The organism is Halopseudomonas salina (assembly GCF_014637955.1).
Taxonomy (GTDB): domain Bacteria; phylum Pseudomonadota; class Gammaproteobacteria; order Pseudomonadales; family Pseudomonadaceae; genus Halopseudomonas; species Halopseudomonas salina.
This window is the reverse complement of sequence record NZ_BMFF01000009.1, coordinates 47,998-69,389: the sequence shown is the minus strand read 5'-3', so window position 1 is coordinate 69,389 and position 21,392 is coordinate 47,998. Positions and strand designations below refer to the sequence as shown.

Annotated in this window: 21 protein-coding genes and 1 pseudogene; 5 read left to right on the top strand and 17 right to left on the bottom strand. The window is 57.1% G+C overall.

Translation table 11 applies throughout. The annotated features are described in order from the left end of the window. Positions 1-23: 23 nt before the first annotated feature. The 5 genes from yejK to IEV54_RS16260 form a co-directional block, all read right to left on the bottom strand. Positions 24-1,034: a nucleoid-associated protein YejK gene (yejK, locus tag IEV54_RS16280; protein ID WP_150279198.1), complete on the bottom strand. Its 1,011-nt coding sequence runs from the start codon at positions 1,032-1,034 to the stop codon at positions 24-26. A gap of 59 nt (positions 1,035-1,093) precedes the next feature. Next, complete coding sequence (locus IEV54_RS16275; RefSeq protein WP_150279199.1) at positions 1,094-3,943, bottom strand: valine--tRNA ligase; 2,850 nt, start codon at positions 3,941-3,943, stop codon at positions 1,094-1,096. Between the two features lie 129 nt (positions 3,944-4,072). Beyond that, positions 4,073-4,672 (bottom strand): hypothetical protein, encoded by a 600-nt coding sequence (locus IEV54_RS16270; protein ID WP_150279200.1) that lies wholly within the window; start codon positions 4,670-4,672, stop codon positions 4,073-4,075. Between the two features lie 3 nt (positions 4,673-4,675). Continuing rightward, on the bottom strand, positions 4,676-5,107 hold the full coding sequence (locus IEV54_RS16265) for a DNA polymerase III subunit chi (RefSeq protein ID WP_150279201.1): 432 nt from the start codon (positions 5,105-5,107) through the stop codon (positions 4,676-4,678). A 218-nt stretch (positions 5,108-5,325) separates the two neighbouring features. Then, entirely contained in the window at positions 5,326-6,816 is a 1,491-nt protein-coding gene (locus tag IEV54_RS16260) for a leucyl aminopeptidase (RefSeq protein WP_150279202.1), read from the bottom strand. A 150-nt stretch (positions 6,817-6,966) separates the two neighbouring features. On the opposite strand from IEV54_RS16260, the gene lptF reads away from it, so the two are divergent. Then, entirely contained in the window at positions 6,967-8,070 is a 1,104-nt protein-coding gene (lptF, locus tag IEV54_RS16255) for an LPS export ABC transporter permease LptF (RefSeq protein WP_150279203.1), read from the top strand. Continuing rightward, positions 8,057-9,118, top strand: a complete 1,062-nt coding sequence (lptG, locus tag IEV54_RS16250; protein WP_150279204.1) for an LPS export ABC transporter permease LptG — start codon at positions 8,057-8,059, stop codon at positions 9,116-9,118. Before lptF ends, lptG begins: the two co-directional genes overlap by 14 nt. Before the next feature lie 22 nt (positions 9,119-9,140). On the opposite strand, the gene IEV54_RS16245 is transcribed toward lptG, so the two are convergent. From IEV54_RS16245 to IEV54_RS16215, 7 genes are all read right to left on the bottom strand, one after another. Continuing rightward, a complete protein-coding gene (locus tag IEV54_RS16245; protein ID WP_150279205.1) occupies positions 9,141-9,635 on the bottom strand; it encodes an RDD family protein in 495 nt (164 codons plus the stop codon). Between the two features lie 32 nt (positions 9,636-9,667). Beyond that, on the bottom strand, positions 9,668-10,003 hold the full coding sequence (locus IEV54_RS16240; protein WP_150279206.1) for a HopJ type III effector protein: 336 nt from the start codon (positions 10,001-10,003) through the stop codon (positions 9,668-9,670). Beyond that, complete coding sequence (locus IEV54_RS16235; protein WP_150279207.1) at positions 10,000-10,305, bottom strand: DUF1244 domain-containing protein; 306 nt, start codon at positions 10,303-10,305, stop codon at positions 10,000-10,002. Before IEV54_RS16235 ends, IEV54_RS16240 begins: the two co-directional genes overlap by 4 nt. 83 nt (positions 10,306-10,388) lie before the next feature. Beyond that, on the bottom strand, positions 10,389-10,766 hold the full coding sequence (folX, locus tag IEV54_RS16230; RefSeq protein WP_150279208.1) for a dihydroneopterin triphosphate 2'-epimerase: 378 nt from the start codon (positions 10,764-10,766) through the stop codon (positions 10,389-10,391). A 2-nt stretch (positions 10,767-10,768) separates the two neighbouring features. Further along, positions 10,769-11,326, bottom strand: a complete 558-nt coding sequence (gene folE, locus IEV54_RS16225) for a GTP cyclohydrolase I FolE (protein WP_150279209.1) — start codon at positions 11,324-11,326, stop codon at positions 10,769-10,771. A gap of 19 nt (positions 11,327-11,345) precedes the next feature. Continuing rightward, complete coding sequence (gene folM / locus IEV54_RS16220; RefSeq protein WP_150279210.1) at positions 11,346-12,047, bottom strand: dihydromonapterin reductase; 702 nt, start codon at positions 12,045-12,047, stop codon at positions 11,346-11,348. 450 nt (positions 12,048-12,497) lie between these two features. Beyond that, positions 12,498-12,932: a thiol-disulfide oxidoreductase DCC family protein gene (locus IEV54_RS16215; protein ID WP_150279211.1), complete on the bottom strand. Its 435-nt coding sequence runs from the start codon at positions 12,930-12,932 to the stop codon at positions 12,498-12,500. Positions 12,933-13,078: 146 nt separating this feature from the next. On the opposite strand from IEV54_RS16215, the gene IEV54_RS16210 reads away from it, so the two are divergent. Next, positions 13,079-14,053: a MerR family transcriptional regulator gene (locus IEV54_RS16210; protein WP_150279212.1), complete on the top strand. Its 975-nt coding sequence runs from the start codon at positions 13,079-13,081 to the stop codon at positions 14,051-14,053. 187 nt (positions 14,054-14,240) lie between these two features. Here the strand turns inward: IEV54_RS16210 and IEV54_RS16205 are convergent, their stop codons facing one another. Beyond that, a complete protein-coding gene (locus IEV54_RS16205) occupies positions 14,241-14,675 on the bottom strand; it encodes a PAS domain-containing protein (protein ID WP_150279213.1) in 435 nt (144 codons plus the stop codon). Between the two features lie 122 nt (positions 14,676-14,797). Here IEV54_RS16205 and IEV54_RS16200 point away from each other — a divergent pair, with 122 nt between their 5' ends. Next, positions 14,798-15,256: a flavodoxin domain-containing protein gene (locus IEV54_RS16200; RefSeq protein WP_150279214.1), complete on the top strand. Its 459-nt coding sequence runs from the start codon at positions 14,798-14,800 to the stop codon at positions 15,254-15,256. On the opposite strand, the gene IEV54_RS16195 is transcribed toward IEV54_RS16200, so the two are convergent. Further along, complete coding sequence (locus IEV54_RS16195; RefSeq protein ID WP_150279215.1) at positions 15,253-16,008, bottom strand: Crp/Fnr family transcriptional regulator; 756 nt, start codon at positions 16,006-16,008, stop codon at positions 15,253-15,255. The two genes, IEV54_RS16200 and IEV54_RS16195, sit on opposite strands and share 4 nt — an antisense overlap. A gap of 92 nt (positions 16,009-16,100) precedes the next feature. Here IEV54_RS16195 and IEV54_RS16190 point away from each other — a divergent pair, with 92 nt between their 5' ends. Continuing rightward, positions 16,101-16,874, top strand: a complete 774-nt coding sequence (locus IEV54_RS16190; RefSeq protein WP_150279216.1) for a class II aldolase/adducin family protein — start codon at positions 16,101-16,103, stop codon at positions 16,872-16,874. 127 nt (positions 16,875-17,001) lie between these two features. Here the strand turns inward: IEV54_RS16190 and yaaA are convergent, their stop codons facing one another. The 3 genes and pseudogenes from yaaA to rhlB all read right to left on the bottom strand — a co-directional run. Then, positions 17,002-17,778: a peroxide stress protein YaaA gene (gene yaaA / locus IEV54_RS16185; RefSeq protein WP_150279217.1), complete on the bottom strand. Its 777-nt coding sequence runs from the start codon at positions 17,776-17,778 to the stop codon at positions 17,002-17,004. A gap of 246 nt (positions 17,779-18,024) precedes the next feature. Further along, positions 18,025-19,407 (bottom strand): PhoH family protein, encoded by a 1,383-nt coding sequence (locus IEV54_RS16180; protein ID WP_150279218.1) that lies wholly within the window; start codon positions 19,405-19,407, stop codon positions 18,025-18,027. Positions 19,408-19,834: 427 nt separating this feature from the next. Beyond that, positions 19,835-21,307, bottom strand: a pseudogene (rhlB, locus tag IEV54_RS16175) (ATP-dependent RNA helicase RhlB); the annotation flags it as partial. Positions 21,308-21,392: the final 85 nt, after the last annotated feature.

Below are 21,392 nucleotides of genomic sequence, written 5' to 3'. Positions count from 1 at the left end.
AATCAGCTAAACCCTGGCCTGTTCTAGCGGCCTTTCTTGTTGCGCAATTGCTGCACTAGCCCCTTGGGCGGATGCTTGATCACCAGTGAATCCTGGCCTTCGTCATACTCTACCTGCTCACCCAGCAGATGCGCTTCGAAGCTGATGGAGAGGCCATTGGCCTTGCCGTAGAAGCGCATGAAATTGCTCAGGGTGCGCTTGTCCGCCGGTATCTCCGGAGACAAGCCGTAATCCTTGTTGCGGATGTAATCGTAGAAGGCGCGCGGCTGTTCTTCATCGATTACCCCGGAAAGCTCTTCAAGCGCGACCTGTTCGCCCTGGCGGGCCTGGCTGTTGACGTAGCCGCTCATGGCCTTGGTCTTGTCGCGCAGGGTATCGGGCTGAAAATCCGCTTCGCCGACATAGTCGCTGAAGGCCTGGAGCAGGGTAGTGGTCTCTTCCTCCGGATTGGCCCCTTCGATACAGCCGATGAAATCACGGAAGTAGTCCGAGACCCGCTTGCCACTGCGCCCACGAATAAACGAGATGTATTTGGTCGACTGGGCGTTCTGCTTCCACTCGGTCAGGTTGATGCGCGCGGCCATGTTCAGGCTGGACAGATCCAAGTGCCGAGCCTGGGCGACCTCTAGGTTGTCGGTGACGGTAACGCCTTCGGTATGGTGCAGCAGCGCAATAATCAGAAAGGCAGTCATGCCCTGGCGGTAGCGGATGTAAAGCACGTGGCCGCCCAGTGCCAGGTTGGAGCCTTCCATCAGGGTCTTCAGCTGCTCGCTAGCCTGGCGCGAGAAGCCAATGAAATCCTGCTCGCCATCGATGAGTTGCTGCAGCCAGCCACTGAAGGGGTAGGCGCCACTTTCCGGTTGAAAGTAACCCCAGGCCTTGTTCGGTTTGCTGTTGTAGGCCTCGATCAGACCGGCGAGCAGTTGCTCAAGCGCTTCGGAGTTGGCCAGCTCGCTATCGCGCAGGCTGAGGCTGGCGGGCTGGCCGTCAGGCTTCTTGTGAATCTGATGAACGATACTGTTGTCGATGGGCATGGTATCTCTTCTGTTGCAGGGGCCGGGCGGGCCGGATTCTGATCCGGCCCGCTTCAAGCCTAGAGGCTGGCGATATGGCTACGTTGTTCGCTGAGCTGGGCAATGGCCTTTTCGGCGTCGGCGAGCTTGCCGCGCTCCTTGTCGATGACTGCTGGCGGCGCCTTGTCGACGAAGCCGGCGTTGCTCAGCTTGCCGCCGATGCGCTTGGTTTCTCCTTCGAGACGCTGGATTTCCTTGTCCAGGCGAGCCAGTTCGGCGGCCTTGTCGATCAGTCCGGCCATGGGTACCAGCACTTCCAGCTCGCCTACCAGGGCGGTGGCCGACAGGGGAGCTTCGTCGCCTGCTGCCAGCACGATCACTGACGATAGCTTGGCCAGCTTCTTCAGGAATGCCTCGTTTTCCTGCAGGCGGCGGCGATCTTCGTCACCGGCATTGCGCAGCAGCAATTCGAGTTCCTTGCCGGGGGCCACATTCATTTCACCGCGAATGTTACGCACACCCAGGATCAGACCCTTGAGCCATTCGATGTCCTGCTCGGCGGTTTCATCCAGACGACTTTCATCGGCCTGAGGCCAGGGCTGCAGCATGATGGTCGGGCCGCTTTTGCCCGCCATCGGTGCAATGCGTTGCCAGATCTCTTCGGTGATGAAGGGCATGAACGGGTGCGCCAGTCGCAGGGCGGCTTCGAGCACCCGCACCAGTGTCCGGCGAGTGCCGCGCTGGCGCTCGGCAGGTGCATTCTCGTCCCACAGCACCGGCTTGGATAGTTCCAGGTACCAGTCGCAGTACTGGTTCCAGATAAATTCGTAAAGCGCCTGCGCGGCCAGGTCGAAACGGAACTGGTCGAGCTGGCGGGTCACTTCGGTCTCAGTGCGTTGCAGCTCCGAGATGATCCAGCGATCGGCGAGGGTCAGCTCCACGGCACTGCCATCGATACCTGTGTCCTTGTCTTCGCACTGCATCATCACGTAGCGCGCGGCGTTCCAGATCTTGTTGCAGAAGTTGCGATAGCCTTCCACCCGGCCCATATCGAACTTGATGTCGCGTCCGGTGGAGGCCAGTGAACAGTTGGTGAAGCGCAGGGCGTCGGTGCCGTAGGCGGCGATGCCGTCGGGGAATTCATCCCGGGTCTGCTTCTCGATCTTCGCCGCCATCTTTGGCTGCATCATGCCGCTGGTGCGCTTGGACACCAGGGACTCCAGGTCGATGCCGTCGATGATATCCAGCGGGTCGAGCACGTTGCCCTTGGACTTGGACATCTTCTGGCCCTGGCCATCCCGTACCAGGCCGTGTACGTAGACCGTCTTGAAGGGTACCTGGGCGCTGCCGTCCTCATGCTTCATCAGGTGCATGGTCAGCATGATCATGCGCGCGACCCAGAAGAAGATGATGTCGAAGCCGGTCACCAGCACGTCGGTCGGGTGGAAAGTCTTCAGTGCCTGGGTCTGCTCGGGCCAGCCGAGGGTAGAGAAGGTCCAGAGGCCTGAGCTGAACCAGGTATCGAGTACGTCTTCATCCTGACGCAGCACAGCGTCGCCCAGATTGTGCTTGGCGCGCACTTCTGCTTCGTCGCGGCCGACATAGACATTGCCTGCCTCGTCATACCAGGCCGGGATGCGGTGGCCCCACCACAGTTGGCGGGAGATGCACCAGTCCTGGATGTCGCGCATCCAGCTGAAATACATATTCTCGTACTGCTTGGGTACGAACTGTATGCGACCGTCCTCTACGGCGGCGATGGCCGGCTCGGCCAGCGGTTTGGTTGAGACATACCACTGGTCGGTCAGCCAGGGCTCGATGACCACGCCCGAACGGTCGCCCTTGGGCACCTTGAGGGCGTGGGGTTCGATCTTCTCGAGCAGGCCGGCGGCGTCGAAGTCGGCGACGATGCGTTTGCGCGCTTCGAAACGATCGAGCCCGGCATAGGCTTCGGGCAGGCTCGAATCGACAGTGGTATTGACGCTGCCATCGATATTGAAGATCTGGGCGCGGGGCAGGATGGCCGCGTCCTTGTCGAGTATGTTGATCAGCGGCATGGCGTGGCGCTTGCCGACTTCATAGTCGTTGAAGTCGTGGGCTGGGGTGATCTTCACGCAACCGGTACCGAACTCGGGATCGCAGTAGTCGTCGGCAACGATCGGGATGCGTCGGCCCACCAGCGGCAATTCGACGAATTTGCCGATCAGTGCCTGATAACGCTCGTCTTGCGGATTCACCGCTACCGCGGTATCGCCGAGCATGGTCTCGGGCCTGGTCGTGGCGACGATCAGATAGTTCTTGCCATCGGCGGTAATGGCGCCGTCAGCCAGAGGATAACGCAGGTTCCACAGTGAGCCGGTCTCGTCGTGGTTCTCGACTTCCAGATCAGATATGGCTGTATGCAGCGCCGGGTCCCAGTTCACCAGGCGCTTACCGCGATAGATCAGGCCGTCCTCGTGCAAACGCACGAAGGCTTCCTTGACCGCTTCGCACATGCTTGGGTCCATAGTGAAGCGTTCGCGGCTCCAGTCCACCGAGCTGCCCAGGCGACGGATCTGGCGGGTGATGTTGCCGCCGGACTCTTCCTTCCATTCCCAGACCTTTTCCAGAAACTGTTCACGGCCCAGGTCGTGACGCGACTGACCCTGGGCGCCGAGTTGACGTTCTACCACCATCTGCGTCGCAATGCCGGCGTGGTCGGTACCAGGCTGCCACAGGGTGTTGCGGCCCTGCATGCGGCGGAAGCGGATCAAGGCGTCCATGATCGCGTTGTTGAAACCATGGCCCATGTGCAGGCTGCCGGTCACGTTGGGTGGCGGCAGCGCAATGGTGTAGGACTCGCCCGAGCCCTGGGGTGCGAAGTAGTTGTTCTGCTCCCAGTTCTGGTACCAGGAAGATTCGATGGCGTGGGGCTGGTAGGTCTTTTCCATGGGTATGCTGGGTATCCGGTTGGTCAGTCGGCGACGTGCAGGCCGGTTGCGCCGTGGGCGGGGCCGGAATCGTCGCGAAAAACGGGCATTATAGCGGGCACGGAGCATCAAGGCCCAGCCCGCAGGTACTTATTTAAGTTGTTCGCGCACCATCTGTTGCAGCTTGTCCTGCAGGCGATTGCGCAGTTCGGCCTCAATGGTCGGCATCAGGTCGTCGATGACTTCCTGTAGGATCAACTGGGCTTCGGCCTGGAGGCGGGCTTCCATGCGAACTTCCCGGGCGCCGGTGTGGGCGCTGTCGCGCCTGGTGCTTTGCCTGGTCGCGGGGTGCGTCGGGGGAGGTGGTATGTGGCCGGCCATCAGGCGATCCAGCTGCACACGTTCCTCGGCCAGTCTGGCCAGTTGGTCATATGGCAAAAATGGGTTGGGCTTGGGTGCGGTGGGTCTTGCGGGTAACGACGGCAAGGGAGCGGAGGCCGGCGAATGGGGCTTATCGATTACCACAGGGGTCAGCGGCTGACTGAGATCCAGGCCTGGTGCATCGCTAATAATGTCTTGCAGCAGCGGAATATCAAGCTGGGCGTCTTCACTGGTAGTCGCTTTCTGCAAGCCTGAGTCAAGGTGGGAGGCTGAAGCGTTCTGCGCTTCAGCAGGCTCGTCCAGCAGAGTGCGAATGGACTCCAGATCCTTGAGCAGACGTGATGGTTCTGAAGGGTCGCGCTGCGCCATGATTCATCCCGCTATCCGTATCTGATGGGTCTGGTGAGGATAGCCCCGTTCGCGGTAAAAGCGAAATCGCTCGCGTGCTGGCAAGCGCACGGGATCGTGTTCGATAACGATCTCGGCCATCCGACTGAAGCGGCTGAACGAGTCTGCAGTAGTGTCCGCCAGGTTGATCAGCAGATCGTTGTGCGCCGCGGGCGGTTCGCCGCAACCGCAGACCACGGCTTGTTGAGCGTCGTCTGAAGCCAATGCGTGGGGTAGGAAAGTATCGGCGCGAAAACTCCATAAAAGCCGATCAAGCGTTTCTGCCTGTGCTTCATCGTTGCAGTTGATGTAAACGCGGTGTCCCTTGCTCCAGGCCTTGTGGGCCAGTCGGCAGGCATAATCCAGTCGCAGCTCCGGATTGGCGCTGGTCAGCAGGTAGAAATCAATACGCGTCATAGAACCCTCAGCTACAAGCTACAAGCTACAAGCGGCAAGCGGCAAGCGGCAAGCTACAAGCTACAAGCTACAAGCTACAAGCTACAAGCCTCAAGCCTCAAGCCTCAAGCCAAAAGCCAAAAGCCAACCCCAAACTGTTGGCTTCCAGCTCCTGCGCCGATGGTTCAGCTCGCACGGCCAACTTGCCGCTTGAAGCTTGTCGCTTGCCGCTGTTTTATTTAGCCGGCCTGGTTGAGCAGATATTGCATCAGCAGGGGTACGGGGCGGCCGGAGGCGCCTTTATCCTTGCCGCCGCTGGTCCAGGCTGTACCGGCAATATCCAGGTGCGCCCACGGATAGGCCTTGGCATAGCGCGACAGGAAGCAGCCAGCGGTAATGCTGCCCGCCTTGGGCCCACCGATGTTGGCCATGTCGGCGAAGGGGCTGTCCAGCTGCTCCTGATATTCATCGAACAGAGGCAATTCCCAAGCCCGGTCATCGGCCTGCTTGCCGGCGCTGAGCAGTTGCTGCACCAGTTCGTCATTGTTACCCATGACAGCCGAAGCATTGCTGCCCAGCGCCACAATGCACGCGCCTGTCAGGGTGGCAATGTCGACCACGCTGGCTGGCTTGAACTTCTCGGCGTAGGTCAGCGCATCGCAGAGCACCAGGCGGCCTTCGGCGTCGGTATTGAGGATTTCGATAGTCTGTCCGGACATGCTGGTCACAATATCGCCAGGCTTGGTAGCAGTGCCACTGGGCATGTTTTCCGCCGCAGCTACCAGGCAGACAATGTTAATCGGCAACTGCAGGACCACGGCTGCTTTCATGACGCCAAAGACCGTAGCTGCACCGCACATGTCGTACTTCATTTCGTCCATGTTGGGCGACGGCTTTATGCTGATGCCGCCTGTGTCAAAGGTTATGCCCTTGCCGACCAGAACATGGGGTTTGTCCTTGGGTTTGCCGCCCTGATAGCTCATGCGAATCAGCTTGGCTGGCTCGGCGCTACCAGCGCTGACTGATAACAGGGCGCCCATGCCGAGGGCCTTCATGTCCTTTTCCTCGAGAATCTCGACGTCCAGTTCCTTGTAGGCCTTGCCCAGCTCTTTGGCCTGGCTGGCCAGATAGGATGGCGTGCAGACATTGCCAGGCAGGTTGCCCAGCGTCCGGGTCAGGTCGATGCCGTCGCCGATGGCCTGCGCGTGTGTTACGGCACGCTTGAGCACTTCCGCGTCAGCCTTGTCAGCCGACCAGACCAGGCATTTTTTCAGGCGCGGCTTGATGGCCTTCTGCGTCTTGAACTGGTCAAACTGGTACAGATTCTCGCGTACGGTTTCCAGCATCAGGCGGGCTCTTGAATACAGATCCCGACCGGTCACCGGCAACTCGGCGAGCGTGATCAAGGCGTCAGTGGCTCCGCCATCTTTCAGCGTGTTTATGACTTTTTGCACCAGCTTGCGGAACTGTCTATCGTTGAGTTCAGCTTCCTTGCCGCGACCTACCAGCAGCACCCGCTGGGCTGTCACGCCCGGCAAGCCGAATAGCAGCAGCGTTTGACCGCTCTTGCCGGTGATGTCGCCATGCTTGATCGCGGCGCTGATCTGGCCGCTACAGGCGCGGTCGAGTTCGGCAGCAGGGCCATCAAGATCCGCTCCCTCGCTGATGGCTACGACCAGACAGCCGCTCTTGATGGTTTCCAGTGTGCCGTGCTTGACGTTGAAGTCCATTGGTACTCCCCAAGACAAATGATGTTGATTGACTGATAATACAGTCCGCGAGCCGGACTGCCATGCGCCATGACCGGAGTTGCGCTTGCAACCAGACTCGATATCCCCTCATTCTGGCTCATTCGTGGGCCTGGGGCCAAGGAAGTTATTGTGATTGTTTTTCGTTATCTAAGCCGTGAAGTCCTGATAACCCTGACTGCCGTCAGCGGCGTGCTGCTGCTTATCATCATGAGCGGTCGTTTCATCAAGTATCTGGCGCAGGCAGCAGCAGGTCAGCTCGATCCCGGTGTGCTGTTTCTGATCATGGGTTACCGGCTGCCGGGCTTCGTGGTGCTTATTCTTCCGCTGGGCATGTTTCTGGGTATTTTGCTGGCCTACGGGCGTATGTATCTGGACAGCGAAATGACAGTGCTGTCGGCCAACGGGTTCAGCGACCGACGTATTCTCTGGTATACCCAGGGCTCGGCGCTGGTCGTGGCTGCGATTGTGGCGCTGTTGAGTTTATGGGTAGCGCCGGCAGGCGTGCTCAAGACGCAACAGCTATTCAACGAACAGGCAGCCATGACTGAGTTCGACACGCTGGCTGCCGGTCGCTTTCAGTCTCTGGGCAGCGGCCAGCGTGTGACCTACGCGGGTGGGCTGTCGGAAGATCGCACGCAGTTGCAGGATCTTTTCATTACCGAACGCGCTGGCGGTATGGATGACACCCGGGTAGGCGTGTTGGTAGCGGAAACTGGGCGCCAACAGATGAATGCCGACGGTAGCCGTTATCTGGTGCTATACGACGGATATCGCTATGACGGTACTCCCGGAACAGCGGACTTCAGGGTCATCAGCTATGACACCTACGGCGTATTGTTACCCAAGCCTGAACTTGCCACCGAAGTAACAGATCACGAGGCAATGCCAACACTGGCGTTGTTCGGACAGACGGATGTCGATTTGCAGGCCGAGCTGCAATGGCGACTTGCCATACCCTTGCTGGTATTTGTGGTCGCCTTCTTTGCGGTGCCCTTGTCCAGGGTCAATCCGCGGCAAGGGCGTTTTTTGAAATTGCTGCCTGCGGTCATGCTGTATATGGCCTATCTGGCGATGCTGATCAGTGCTCGCGGCTGGATGGAATCCGGGAAGTTGCCACCTGCACTGGGGCTGTGGTGGGTGCACGTGTTGTTTCTACTCATAGGCGTTGCTCTCAATCGGCAGGCTCTGATGCGCCAGCCTGCCCCACGGGAGGTCAGCCATGCGCATTCTTGATCGGCATATCGGTTCCACTGTGCTGTTCAGTATTCTGGTTGTGGCGCTGATTGTGCTGGGGCTGGACCTGCTCTTTGCCTTTATCGGCGAACTGGACGACGTCGAGGGCAGCTACGGCGCACTGGATGCGCTTGTATATACGCTTTTCACCCTGCCACGACGGTTGTACGAGATGCTGCCTCTGGCGGCCCTGATCGGTTGTCTGATAGGCCTGGGTACCCTGGCGAGCAATTCCGAGCTGACGATCATGCGTGCCGCTGGCGTATCGATTCCGCGTATTGTTGCAGCCGTCTTCAAGCCATTGCTGGTGATCTTGCTGGCTGGCGTGCTGCTGGGTGAATACGCGGCACCTTACAGCGAGAATATTGCCGAAAGCCGACGTGCTATCGCTCAGGGTACGGAACAGGCTTTCAAGTCGCGGGGTTTCTGGCATCGTGAAGGGAATGATTTTCTGCATATCAATGCGGTGCAGCCCGATGGTGCGCTGCGGGGCATTACTCGCTACCGCTTTGATGGCGAGCGTCAATTGCTTGAGGCCAGTTTTGCCAGTCGTGCCGTTGTCGAGGAAGAGACCTGGTTGATGACGGACGTGCAGACCACGCGCTTCCCCGAGTCTGATCGTACGGAAGTCGTAGCCAGCGCACAGGAGCGCTGGAATGTATTACTGTCGGCGGATTTGCTCAGTGTGGTGGTGCTCGATCCCGAAGTGCTCTCTCTTTCCGGGATCTGGCACTATCAGAGTTATCTGGCCGAGCAGAACCTGAGCAATGCACAGTACCGGCTGGCCTTCTGGAAAAAACTGCTGCAACCTCTGGCGACGCTTGCCCTGGTGTTTGTCGCCATTTCCTTCGTATTCGGCCCGCTGCGCTCGGTGACTCTGGGACAGAGAGTTTTTACCGGGGTGCTGGTTGGGTTCAGTTTTCGCATTATCCAGGACCTGCTTGGGCCTTCGAGTCTGGTTTTCGGCTTCTCACCCCTGATGGCAGTCATGGCGCCAATTCTGGTGCTCTTCGTGCTTGGTGGCGTGTTGCTGAAGCGGGCTGGTTAAGCGCAAACGCGCTCGGGCGCGCTCACTTTTTGAACGTGCCCTTGGGCAAGGTGACCAGTTCGGTGCCCGATGCCATATCGTGCCAGGTCCGGGATTTCGAATCCCATATCGACCAGGCAAAGCCGAGTCCCAGAGAGAGCCAGGCAACTTGGGCGACCAGAAACCGGATGACCGCCTGCCGCCGAGTGATAGCCATACCGCCGGGTTGCTGGACCCGAATACGCCACACCTGCATTCCCAGGGTCTGCCCCTTGAGCGTCCAGAAAATCAGATAGAACAGCAGGCTCACCCCGAAAATGATCAGCGTCAGCAGGTAGTCCCCGATAAACCCCCCCGCCTCTGCCTGTTGCTGTGCGACCTGCTCACCCGTGAAGAAAATATGGATGCCCAGATAGGCAAAGGTGATAACCATCCAGGCCGCGATCAGAAGAAACAGGTCATAGCCGGCGACCATCAGTCGTCGTCCCAGGGAGGTAGCCGGAAAAGCGCCGGCAGGATCAAGTTGTCTAGTGGGCATCGAGGCTCCGCAGCATCTGTGGCGAACGGCGCTTAACGCCGGGTCAGGGGGGATGAGTCAAACTTGACCGCTGCGAGACCATGGTCGCGCAGCGCACGGATGTTGGCGTGGTCTTGGCCATCCGGGTTTGCCAATACGGATTGATAATGTTCGGCAAAGCATTGCAATGCTTGAAGGTCATCGAGCCCAAGGTCCAGAGCCATCGCCAGTACCTTGCACGAGCCCTGATTCTCCCCTGCGTTATTGCGGACCGGGCCATTATCGAAGCCGCTCGGTTGATACAGATAATGCGCATCAATAAAACCAAGGGTATCGCTGAAACGATGATCCGGTGTCCCGAGCGTGTCGAGCAATTGTTGGCGTTTCACCCTTTATCCGCTCCGCGCTGAGCTTTCTCGAATGCAGCCTGCTGCGCCGGACTCGCTTCTTTCTGGTGATGAGCTTTCCATTGCGCGTAGGGCATACCGTAAATGGCTTCTCTGGCCTCATCCATGCTCAGCTCGATCTCCATGTCATCGGCGGCGGCCTTGTACCATTTGGACAAGCAGTTGCGACAGAAGCCGGCCAGGGTCATCAACTCTATATTCTGAACGTCCTTACGGCTGTTCAGGTGGGCTAGCAGATCACGAAATGCTGCAGCTTCCAGTTCGATACGCTCTTGCTTGGTCATGTTCGGCTCCGCGGGTTGAAACGGCAATTGGGCGCTGGCTGCGATCATACTGACACCGCGCATTGGCAGCAATAATTTGCCTTTCAGGCTTCCCGCTCGGCGCTCAGTGCAATAGAAACAGATTCGGCGAAGCGCAGTGCGTGGGGCTTGTCGACTTCAACCTCGGCGTACCTCACCTGAGTATGAGCCATAACCAGGTCAAGAATTTCCTGGGTGAGACGTTCGAGGAGGGCAAACCGGTTTTCCTCGACGTGGCTGATGACGGCCTTGGTAATAGTCCGGTAGTTGAGAGCCTGGTCGATCTGATTGACTTCCACTGCCTCGGCCGCCGGATACAGGATGGTCAGGTTGATCACCACATCCTGGCGATTGAGGATTTCTTCCTCCTTGATGCCTATATAGGTGCGCAACCGCAGATCCTTGACTCGAATGCGCGCCATGCCGGGTGTCAGCTTGCTCATGTTCACCGTCCGATCAGTTGCAGAAATTCCTGCCGGGTGTTGAAGGACTCGCGGAAGGCGCCCAGCATCACCGAGCTGTGCATGGAGGAATTCTGCTTTTCCACGCCGCGCATCATCATGCACATGTGCTTGGCCTCGATGACCACGGCCACGCCCTTGGCATTCGTCACCGACTGCAGAGCGTCGGCTATCTCGCGCGTGAGGTTTTCCTGAATCTGCAGGCGCCGCGCGTACATGTCTACGATGCGTGCCACCTTGGAAAGCCCTATAACCTTGCCTGTTGGTATGTAGGCCACGTGAGCCTTGCCGATAAATGGCAGCATGTGGTGTTCGCACAGAGAGTAAAGCTCGATGTCCTTGACGATGACCATCTCGTCATTGGTCGAGGCAAACAATGCGCCGTTGACGATCTCTTCCAGGGATTGGTCATACCCCCTGCACAGAAACTGCATTGCTTTTGCCGCTCGCTGTGGTGTGCCCTTGAGCCCATCTCGCTCGGGGTCTTCGCCGAGGTTGGAGATGATGTCGTGGTAATTGCGGGTGAGGTTTTCTAGGCTCATCTGAGGAGTCTCTTCAGGGTCATTTCAGGTGCCTGCCGCCATTCAGGGTCAGACTGGTACCGGTTACGTAGGTGTTATCCATCAGATAGCGGATGGACTGGTAAACCACTTCCGGACCGGGCTCAATGCCCAGCGCCGATTTTTCAAGCGTTTTGCGGCGGTATTCGTCGTTATCGTCAGTGTTGAACATGATCAACGCGGGGGCGATCGAGTTGACTTTGACGCGTGGCGCGAACTGTGCGGCGAAGGACAGGGTGAGATTTTCCAAAGCCGCCTTGCTCGCACAGTAGGCCATATGCTTCTTGCTTCCACGCTGGGCCACGTGATCGGTAAGGTGGATGATATCGGTTACCTGTTGGGGGTCCAGCAAGGCTTCTGCAGCTCTGTTGATGAGGTAGGGCGCCTGTACATGCACCATGTACATCTGCTGCATGGCCTGCGCACCCTGGTGATCATCCAGCCACAAAGACGCGTTATGGACGATCGCCCTTAGAACAGGTGCGCGTTGGTGTAAACGACGTATAAAGTCTTCAATCCCTGCCAGGGTTGAAAAGTCCGCCAGCATGACTTCAATACCATTCAGTGGCTGGTCCTGCCATTCGGGCCGCATGGTACGGCAGGTGATGATTACCCTGTAACCATCCTCAACCAGACGCCGGGCACAGTGAAGTCCCACACGTTGTGCACCACCTGTAATCAGTATGGTTTCGCTGATCGTCATAGGCTTCTCTTGTTCAGGGTTAGGACTCGGCCGTTCAGTCCGGGGGTACAGCGGCAACGGACCAAACGGCCAAATCCTTTGCTAAACTTATACGAGATTAGTAATCTGTACAGTATATTAGTATTGCCATTTGCTTCTTGTGTTGCACAAACCGAGCAAGAGGCATTCCCGGTACGATCAAGGCAGGAAGACTCCAGTGAATCTCAGACAACTCCGTACTGCGTGGCGTGAAGGCAACGTACTGAATATCAATATTATCACGCATAGTGGATTGAATCGTTATGCGGTTAGGGTAGTTACGCGGGAAGCTGGAACTGTGATGGTGACGGGGAGCGATCGCAGCCCGATATACTGGTTATCCGTGATGCAGTTGCAGAGGGAACTGCGCCGCCATGGGGTAACGTCTCCTGTACTGCAGGTGACAGTTGCGCAGGATGAGGTCATAGGACGCTAGTTGCGCTTCTTCTTTGGCGCGCATCGATCGCTCTCGCAGATGGTGTCAGAATCAGCTCCCGGCATGGGTATGATGCGGGCCAGAGTGGGGCGTAGGCGACAGAATTGACGGTATGCCCACAGCCAGAATGGGCGCGCCCAAGACCAGTTGAGCGGCATCACCAGCCAGTCCAGCCCCACGGACATGTAACTCCAGTACGTCGCGTCAATTCCGGTGACCAGTTTTCCATCCCTGAACTGTGCATGCAGGCAGTCGAGCATGTCTGCGCGGGTGAGGCCGGGCAAGGGCATGACGGATGGCTGCGTTATGTCCACCAACTCAAGTCGACCCTTATGATTTCGTCCCTGAAACATGCGTATTTCGCGCAGACACAATGGACACTCACCATCGTAATACAGTGTCAGAGGCCACTCTGGGTTGTTGATTCGCACAGGATTGCTCCGTTCGGCGTAAGACTGCGTGTGTACATGCTTTTGCTGCTGCGCAAGTTCTGTACAATAGGCAAGCAATCTAACGGGCCAGATGCGGTTTCCGCAAACGCTAAAGGCCTTGATACCGACTTCCTCTGTAAACAGATATGACCAAAACCAACGATCCGATGTATGCAGCCCTTGATGCGGAACTGGAGGGCGAAGATCTTTACCCGATACGAGAAGTTTCGCGCCTGACCGGCGTCAATCCGGTCACACTCCGTGCCTGGGAGCGTCGCTACGGATTGTTGGTTCCTCACCGTACTGATAGCGGGCACCGATTGTATTCCATGGCCGACATAGAGCGCGTACGCAAAGTCACGGCCTGGATTGATCGTGGCGTGGCGGTGAGCAAGGTCGCTTCAATTATTGACCGGGAAGTAGCGGTCAGTCAGGCCTCAGTCGTTGAACATGAGTCATCGAGGGCTGATGGTGCTGCCGGATTGAGGGAATGGCAGGCGAAGCTGGTAGACGCGGTCAACAGTGTCGATCTGGGTCGACTCGACAGTGTCTACGGCCAGGTATATTCCACCTTTCCAGTTGTTACAGTCCTGCGCGACATCGTACTGCCTGTTTGGCAGATGTTCCGCGATAACGCTGACCCGAACGGGATTTCCGGCCAGTGGTCATTCCTTGATGCCTTTGTGCGGGGTCGTCTGTTCCAGCGCATAAGCTACCTGCGTCCTGGCTTGCCGACGGTATTAATGGCGGCCCTACCCGGATATGGTCATGAGTTCGAGTTTTTGAGTGCTGCTGCCGTTGTTGCAGAAGCTGACGCGAACGTCACCCTGGTGCCTGGCATTTCTTCCTATGCAGAACTGACTGCAATGGCGGAACAGTCTGGCTGTGACCTTTTGCTGCTTTACGGCAATCACGCTCTGGATCCCGAGGCGCTCAGCAAGAGCCTGCCTCGCCTGGAGCAGTCACTTGCCTGTCAGGTTGCAGTCGCTGGCCCTGTTTGCGCAGTGCAACCTGCCGAGTTGGAGAGGGCTGGAATAAGGGTTCTTGCAGTGCAGGGGCAGGAAGTCATCACCCAGGTGCGAGGGCTGCTGATGGGGCGTTTTGATCCGCCGCCCAATTGACGGCATCGTTTGGAATATCTGGTTACGTACGGGGCTGTACAAAAATGTTATTAATGTATAACTTATGTACAACCCCTGCAGAGATGCGGAGGTCCTCTTCAAAGCTGCGCACTCCGGTAGCCATCTTCCCCTTTCGGGCTACCGGGGTTTTTTGAATCCTTCACAACTCAACCGCCAGATCTGGCAGTTACTTCAAGTTGGCCCGCAGTTCCGCAACTTCCTTCTCCAGCTCCGCTACCCGCTGCTCTGCCTGCACTTGGCCGGTCACATCTTTCTGAATGCCGATAAAGTAGGTGAGTTGATCGGCCTGATTGTAAACCGGGGTAATTGATAGCTCATTCCAGAACATAGTGCCGTCCTTGCGATAATTGCGCAGGATCTGCCGAGAGGGCTCGCCTTTCTTTACGGCGTCGCGTATGGCACGCAGACCTTCCTGATCGCGGTCTTCCATCTGCAGAAAACGGCAATCCTGATAGAGAATCTCATCAGTTCCGTATCCGGTCAGTCGCTCGAAAGCTTTGTTGACGTAAATCAGGATATTGTCATCGCCTTCCTGTTCGGCAACGACAATTCCATCATTGGACGCATCAACCACGAGCTGCAGTAGTTTGGCATTGATCATTGCAACAGCGTTCTCCGTAAGTGTGTTCACATTCTATAGCAACATCCGGCGCTGTCCACCGCACCAATGGGCAAAGACTGCGGCATAATAGGGGCCTTTACATTGGTAGCGTCGAGGTTGGCATGCATTTAGTTGTAATCAGCGGTTCAGTTTACGGCACTGCAGATCTTGTTGCAGATGAGGCTGCGCAGCGGTGCCGTGCAGCGGGTCTGGAAGTTTCCAGAATCAAGCCAGCCAGTGTGGACGCCCTGCTTGAAGCTGCTCCAGATATTATCCTGGGCTGCGTTTCAACTACCGGCATGGGTGAGCTGCCGGACTCCTTCGTGCCTTTTTTTACCGAATTGCAAGATCGCTTTCCGTTGTTTACCGGCAAGCACTTTGCAGTCATCGGCCTGGGTGATTCGGCTTACGGAGATACGTTCTGCCAGGGAGGCGAGCAGCTCAGGGAGCTGCTTCTCGAGTTGCAGGCCCTGGAATCACTGCCAATGCTGCGTCTGGATGCCAGCGAAACGGTGTCCCCCGAGCTTGATGCCGAGCCCTGGCTTGACCAGTTCATCGAGTCACTTACTCACTCTGCCTAGATGTCTGCCGCCACCTCTCCACGGGCCAGGCGCGCCAACGCAGTTTCGTCCAGGATCACGATCTGGCCGTAGTGGACGCGCAACCAGCCGGCCAGTTCCAGGCGTTTCAAAAGCTTGTTGACGCTTTGCCGGGAGCTGTTGAGCATAAGCCCCAGAGACTCCTGGGATAACTGAATGGTAGCCTGGTTTGTGCCCTGATCAGTGTTCTCGTAATTGTGAGCATGCATCAGCAGTCGTTTCGCCAGCCGCGATGACAAGGGCAGCAGCGCGCTGTCCTCTAGCATCGCGAACGACAACCGGATGCGGCGGCAAAGCAGTTGCATGAAATGCGGATACAACTCCGGCCGGCGGTTCAGCAAGTCCTGAAACCCCCGGCGTGGAATCATGATCAGTTCGGTAAGCCCCATCGCATGGGCGTCGTGTGTTCGCGGCAGGCCGTCAAACAACGAGATTTCACCAAACCAGCTGCCCGGGCTGAGCACTGTCAGCACAGCTTCGCGGCCATCCAGTCCAGTGCTGCTAACCTTTATGGCGCCACTGGCTACGCCGTATAGACCATCTGCAGGATCATCCTTGGCATGCAGCAACTGCCCATCGTCAAGCCGCAGCAAGCGGGCCATATTGGCCATATCGTCCAGGGACTCACTCGGAAGATCGCGCAGCCAGCGATTACGTAGCAACAGCTCGCGGAACATCGAGGCGTCTGGCGCTGGGGACACTGTAAAGTGCTTGACAGTCCTTTTCTCTGTCACGCCTTACACTCCTTCCTATTGATTTGCGCAAGTATGCCGCAAGTTGGTCACTATGTGCGTAGCCCAAACCCAACAGAATGAGGATTGACACGATGAATGCAATACAACCCCTCCCGGTAGTGGACGTGAAAGATCAGGTCAGTGCCGATGAGTGGCAGACCCGTGTTGATCTTGCGGCCTGCTATCGCCTGATAGCAATGTACGGTTGGGATGATGTGGTGTTTACCCATGTCTCGGCAAAAATTCCAGGTACCGAGCACTTTTTGATCAATCCGTACGGCCTGATGTTCGAGGAAATGACTGCATCCAATCTGGTCAAGATCGACCTGCAGGGCAACAAATTGATGGATACGCCCTACGATATCAATCCGGCAGGCTTTACCATTCACAGCGCTGTGCATGAAGTACGCCACGATGCGGCCTGTGTGTTGCACACGCATACCGCCGCCGGTGTCGGCGTGTCGGCACAAAAAGAGGGCATCCTGCCGATCTCCCAGCAGTCAATCTTCGTACTGAGCAACTTGTCGTACCACGACTATGAGGGTGTGGCTCTGAACGAAGAGGAAAAGGCTCGTCTGCAGGCTGACCTGGGTAAGACCAATGCCATGGTATTGCGTAACCACGGCCTGATGACGTGCGGCAAGTCTGTGGCTGAAGCCTTCCTGGGGATGTATACGCTGCAGCGTTGCTGCGAGATTCAGATTGCGGCCCAGGCGGGCAGTGGTGAGCTGATCACCATTCCTCAAGCCATTCTTGATGGTGCCAAGGAAAGCATGCGCAAGGTAACGCGTGGCGCCGGTGGCAATATTGCCTGGCCTGCGCTGCTGCGCAAGCTGCAGCGGGTTAACCCCGGTTTCGACCACTAACCGCTGCTAGCTACAGTTTGAATTCCCCCTGGATGTCTGATTGACCAGGGGCGTCAACCAAGCAGCAGTTAATGGTGCTCACAGGGCAGTGTTCGCGGCCGTCTGGATTTATGATCCAGACATTACATCAATGCTGCTCGTCGCGCAGGAAGACCAGTTTGTCCGGGGTCGAACTGGTTGCATCAAAATAGTAGCCATCCAGGTCGAATTCTTTCAGTTTTTCCGGATCCTCCAGCCGCTCCTTGATCACGTAACGGGCCATCAGCCCGCGTGCCTTCTTGGCGTAGAAGCTGATGATCTTGTACTCACCGTTTTTCTGATCCTTGAATACAGTGTCGATCACCCGTGCTTTCAACGCCTTGGGCTTAACTGCACCGAAATACTCCTGTGAGGCCAAGTTCACCAGAATATCGTCGCCTTGCTTTTTCAGGTCCTTGTTCAGCCATTCACTGATGTGCTCACCCCAGAAGCTATAAAGGTCCTTGCCGCGAGAATTTGCCAGTTTGGTGCCCATCTCCAGCCGATAGGGCTGCATCAGGTCCAGTGGGCGCAAAAGACCATAAAGTCCCGATAGCATGCGCAGGTGATCCTGGGCAAAGGCAAAATCGTCCTCGGTAAAATCCTCGGCGGCCAGGCCGGTGTAAACATCGCCCTTGAAGGCAAGCAGTGCCTGTTTGCTGTTGGCTTTCGTGAAGCTATCACTCCAACTGCCATAGCGCGCAACGTTGAGACTGGCGAGTTTGTCGGACAGGGACATCAATTCGGCAATATCCTGCGGTGACTTTTCCTGAAGTATGTCGATCAGCTCGCGGCTGTGTTCAAGGAAGCGCGGTTTGCTATGGGTGCTGGTAACCGGGGGCGTTTCGTAGTCTAGGGTTTTGGCAGGCGAAATGACCAACAGCATATAAACCTCCTTGAATGATTGGGTTCATTATGCCGGATTGAGCTGGGCTGTGCTCTGTATCGGAGTGATAGGAGGGGTTAATAGCGGCAAGCGGCAAGCGGCAAGCGGCAAGCTACAAGCTACAAGCTGAAAGCTGAAAGAATTGAACCAGAAGTTGCTGGTTCCTCGGAGCCGAGCTCAGTCCGAGGAACCAGAAGTACACTTCATGCCGCTTGAAGCTTGAAGCTTGAAGCTTGTGGCTCCGATTCAGAGATGCGTTTCAGCGTACTCGGCCAGTACAGATCGCGGTACGCCCTGCAGGTGGATGTGGACGCCGTGGGGGAAGTCCTTGAAGCATTCGGTAAGGTAGGTGAGTCCCGAGCTGGTGGCGTTAAGATAGGGCGTATCGATCTGGGCGAGGTTGCCCAGGCAAACCACCTTGGAGCCGGCTCCGGCGCGGGTGATGATGGTTTTGATCTGATGTGGAGTCAGGTTCTGGCTCTCATCAATTAGAATAAAGCTCTGCTGGAAGCTGCGGCCGCGGATGTAGTTCAGTGATTTGAACTGCAGCGGTACACGATCGAGTATGTATTCCACGCTACCATGGGTGCTTTCATCGTCCATGTGCAGGGCTTCCAGATTATCGGTAATGGCGCCCAGCCACGGCTCCATCTTCTCTGCTTCGGTACCGGGTAGAAATCCAATATCCTCATCCAGCCCTTGGGTGCTGCGAGTCGCGATGATCCGGCGATAGGTTTTGCTGACCATGGTTTGTTCGATTGCCGCGGCCAGCGCCAGGATGGTTTTGCCCGAGCCGGCGGCGCCGGTCAGGTTGACCAGATGGATGTCTGGATCGAGTAGCGCATACATCGCCAGAGCCTGGAAGATATCCCTGGGCCTCAACCCCCAGGCCTCCTGGTGCAGCAAGGGTTCCTGATGCAGATCACGCAGCACTACCCTGTCTCCGTCAATAGAAGACACCCAGCCAATGAACCCCTGACCATCGATAATGAAGTCGTTGATATGCAAGCCCGGCATTTTTTCCGTCAATTGGACTTCATGAACCGTCTTGCCCAGGCGCTGGTGGGTTTCAACACGGGTGACCGAATCCCAGAATGAACCGGGTATCTCATGGTAACCACGCGCCAGCAGTGCTATGTCGTCGACCAACTGATCAGTGTGATAGTCCTCGGCATCAATCCCACAGCCCCGCGCCTTGAGTCGCATGTTGATGTCCTTGGACACCAACGCGACGCGAACTTCGGGATGACGACTCTGTAAATGACAGAGCTGATTGATGATCTTGTTGTCGTTAAGGTCATTGGGCAGGCAATGAGCGGGGATAATATTACGATCCATGAGAATGGCCAGACTGCCATTGGTGCCCAGCTTGCCACGCTGAATGGGCACCCCTTGTTCCACTAGCTCCGGTGGTGCGTCGGCAAGGGTGAGGTCAATCAGGCGAATGGCCTGACGGCAATCTGCAGCGATGCTGGTTTTTCCGGATTTGAGCTTGTCGAGTTCTTCAAGAACAGTCATTGGGATGATGACGTGATGTTCTTCGAAGTTGAGGATGGCGTTTGGGTCGTGGATCAGGACGTTGGTATCGAGGACGTAGAAGGTGTGTCGGGTTGGTCCGCACGCTTCCATAAGCTGGCACCTCGCAGGAGCGGTATATCCGAAACTGTATCAGTCGCTGCTGGCAGCGTCTGGCAGTCCGCAGGACCGGCTCGATAGAGCTGCAGGTATCAAGGGATCACCTGCAGTAATCGGCCGGTTAAAAAACATATAGCGCATTTGGGATGACATTCACAAGCGTGGTGAGGGCAATTTGGTGAAATTTTGCGAACAGACCAGCGGGCATATTCAGGGGGCTGAAAATCCCGTTATATTGATAGACCAGGTTACGCAGCAAGATGCAGCCAGAATTGAAGGCGTATGCTTTTGCTGCAGGATATTGCCCGGCCTAGCGACGTCGCTGCCTGTCACCGCCGTTCGCTCGTTTGCGATTGGCTGCCGCAGCTGCGGCCTGTTCCGCCTCATTTGCATCGCTAGCGGCTCTTTCGTCATCCGTCTGGTTGCGAGCAGGAACCTTCTGCAGCATGTGGGTTTCCGGCGGGATGCATACCAGCTTGTTGCCCAGCAGTTCCTCGATTGGCTGAATCTGGAAAGCATCATCCTCGCAGGCGAAGCTGATCGAGGTGCCCTTGGCGCCAGCGCGACCCGTACGGCCGATACGGTGGATATAATCTTCGGGATCGTCGGGCAGCGTGTAGTTGATCACATGGCTGATACCGTCGACATGAATGCCGCGCCCCGCCACATCGGTGGCCACCAGTACTCGTAATGTGCCGTCACGGAAGTTGTCCAGGGTCCGGACACGCTTGTTCTGCGGGACGTCGCCGGACAGTTGTGCTGCGTTGATGCCGTCGCGTACCAGACGTTCCTGTATGCGTCTGACCTGATCCTTGCGATTGGCAAACACCATGACCCGGGTCAGATCCAGCTGGGTAATCAGGTTGTAGAGCAGGGTGTACTTGTCACTGCTGCTGACTGCATACACCTGTTGGTCGACGTTGGCCGAGGCGGCACGTTCCGGCTCGATCTCGACAATTGCCGGGTCCTGCGTCCACTGTTGGGACAGGTTCATGACGTCGTCACTGAATGTCGCCGAGAACAGCAGGGTCTGCCGATCACCCTTGCGCGGGGTCTGACGAATAATCTGACGCACCTGTGGGATAAAGCCCATGTCCAGCATGCGATCGGCCTCATCGAGGATCAATACCTCGATCAAATCCAGGTGCACTTCTCCTCGGTTGCAGAAGTCCAGCAGGCGACCGGGGGTAGCAACCAGGATGTCGCAATGGCGTTTTTCCAGTTGCTTGATCTGTTTGTCCAGATCCATCCCGCCGACAAAGGACATCACGTTCAGATTGCAGTGCTTTGTCAGACCTATCGCATCATTGGCGATCTGCATCACCAGTTCGCGGGTCGGTGCAATTATCAGGGCCCTGGGTTCACCCATGAAGCGCTCATCCGGTGGTGGCGTCTCAAGCAACTGGGTAATGGTAGAAATCAGAAAGGCTGCGGTTTTGCCGGTACCTGTCTGGGCTCGTCCGATTGCATCGTGACCCTTGAGCGTATTGCCCAGAACCTGTGCCTGAATAGGGGTGCAGTAGCTGAATCCCTGGGCCTGAATGGCCTGCATCAGGCTGTCGGGAAGCGGGAAGTCATGGAAGCGGGTCTTGCCTTCGGCGGGCTCGACGACAAAATCGGAGCGGGACCAGGGTTTTGCTGCCGGTTTGGGGTCTGGCCTGGCTTCGGCCCGCGGCGGGTTCTGTCTCTCGGGCTGGGTGTTCTGGGGCGGCCTGGATTCCTTACGTGCCTGGCTGGCTTGCGGCTGGCGTGAATGTGGAGCACTGCGTGCCGGTTTTGGCTGTGCGCCGGCCTGGTTGGTGGCAGTGGTGCTGGAATCCTTGCGGGTGGCTTGCTGGTTTTTATCGACGGAGGCATCTGTGGCCCCAAACAGCTTTTTCAGTGCTTTCAGCACAGGCGTCTCTCTACATGGCGTTTGAATGATCACCGGCCAGTGTAAAGCAAGGGGGCTCTCTAGCGAAGCCCTGACAGGTTATTTT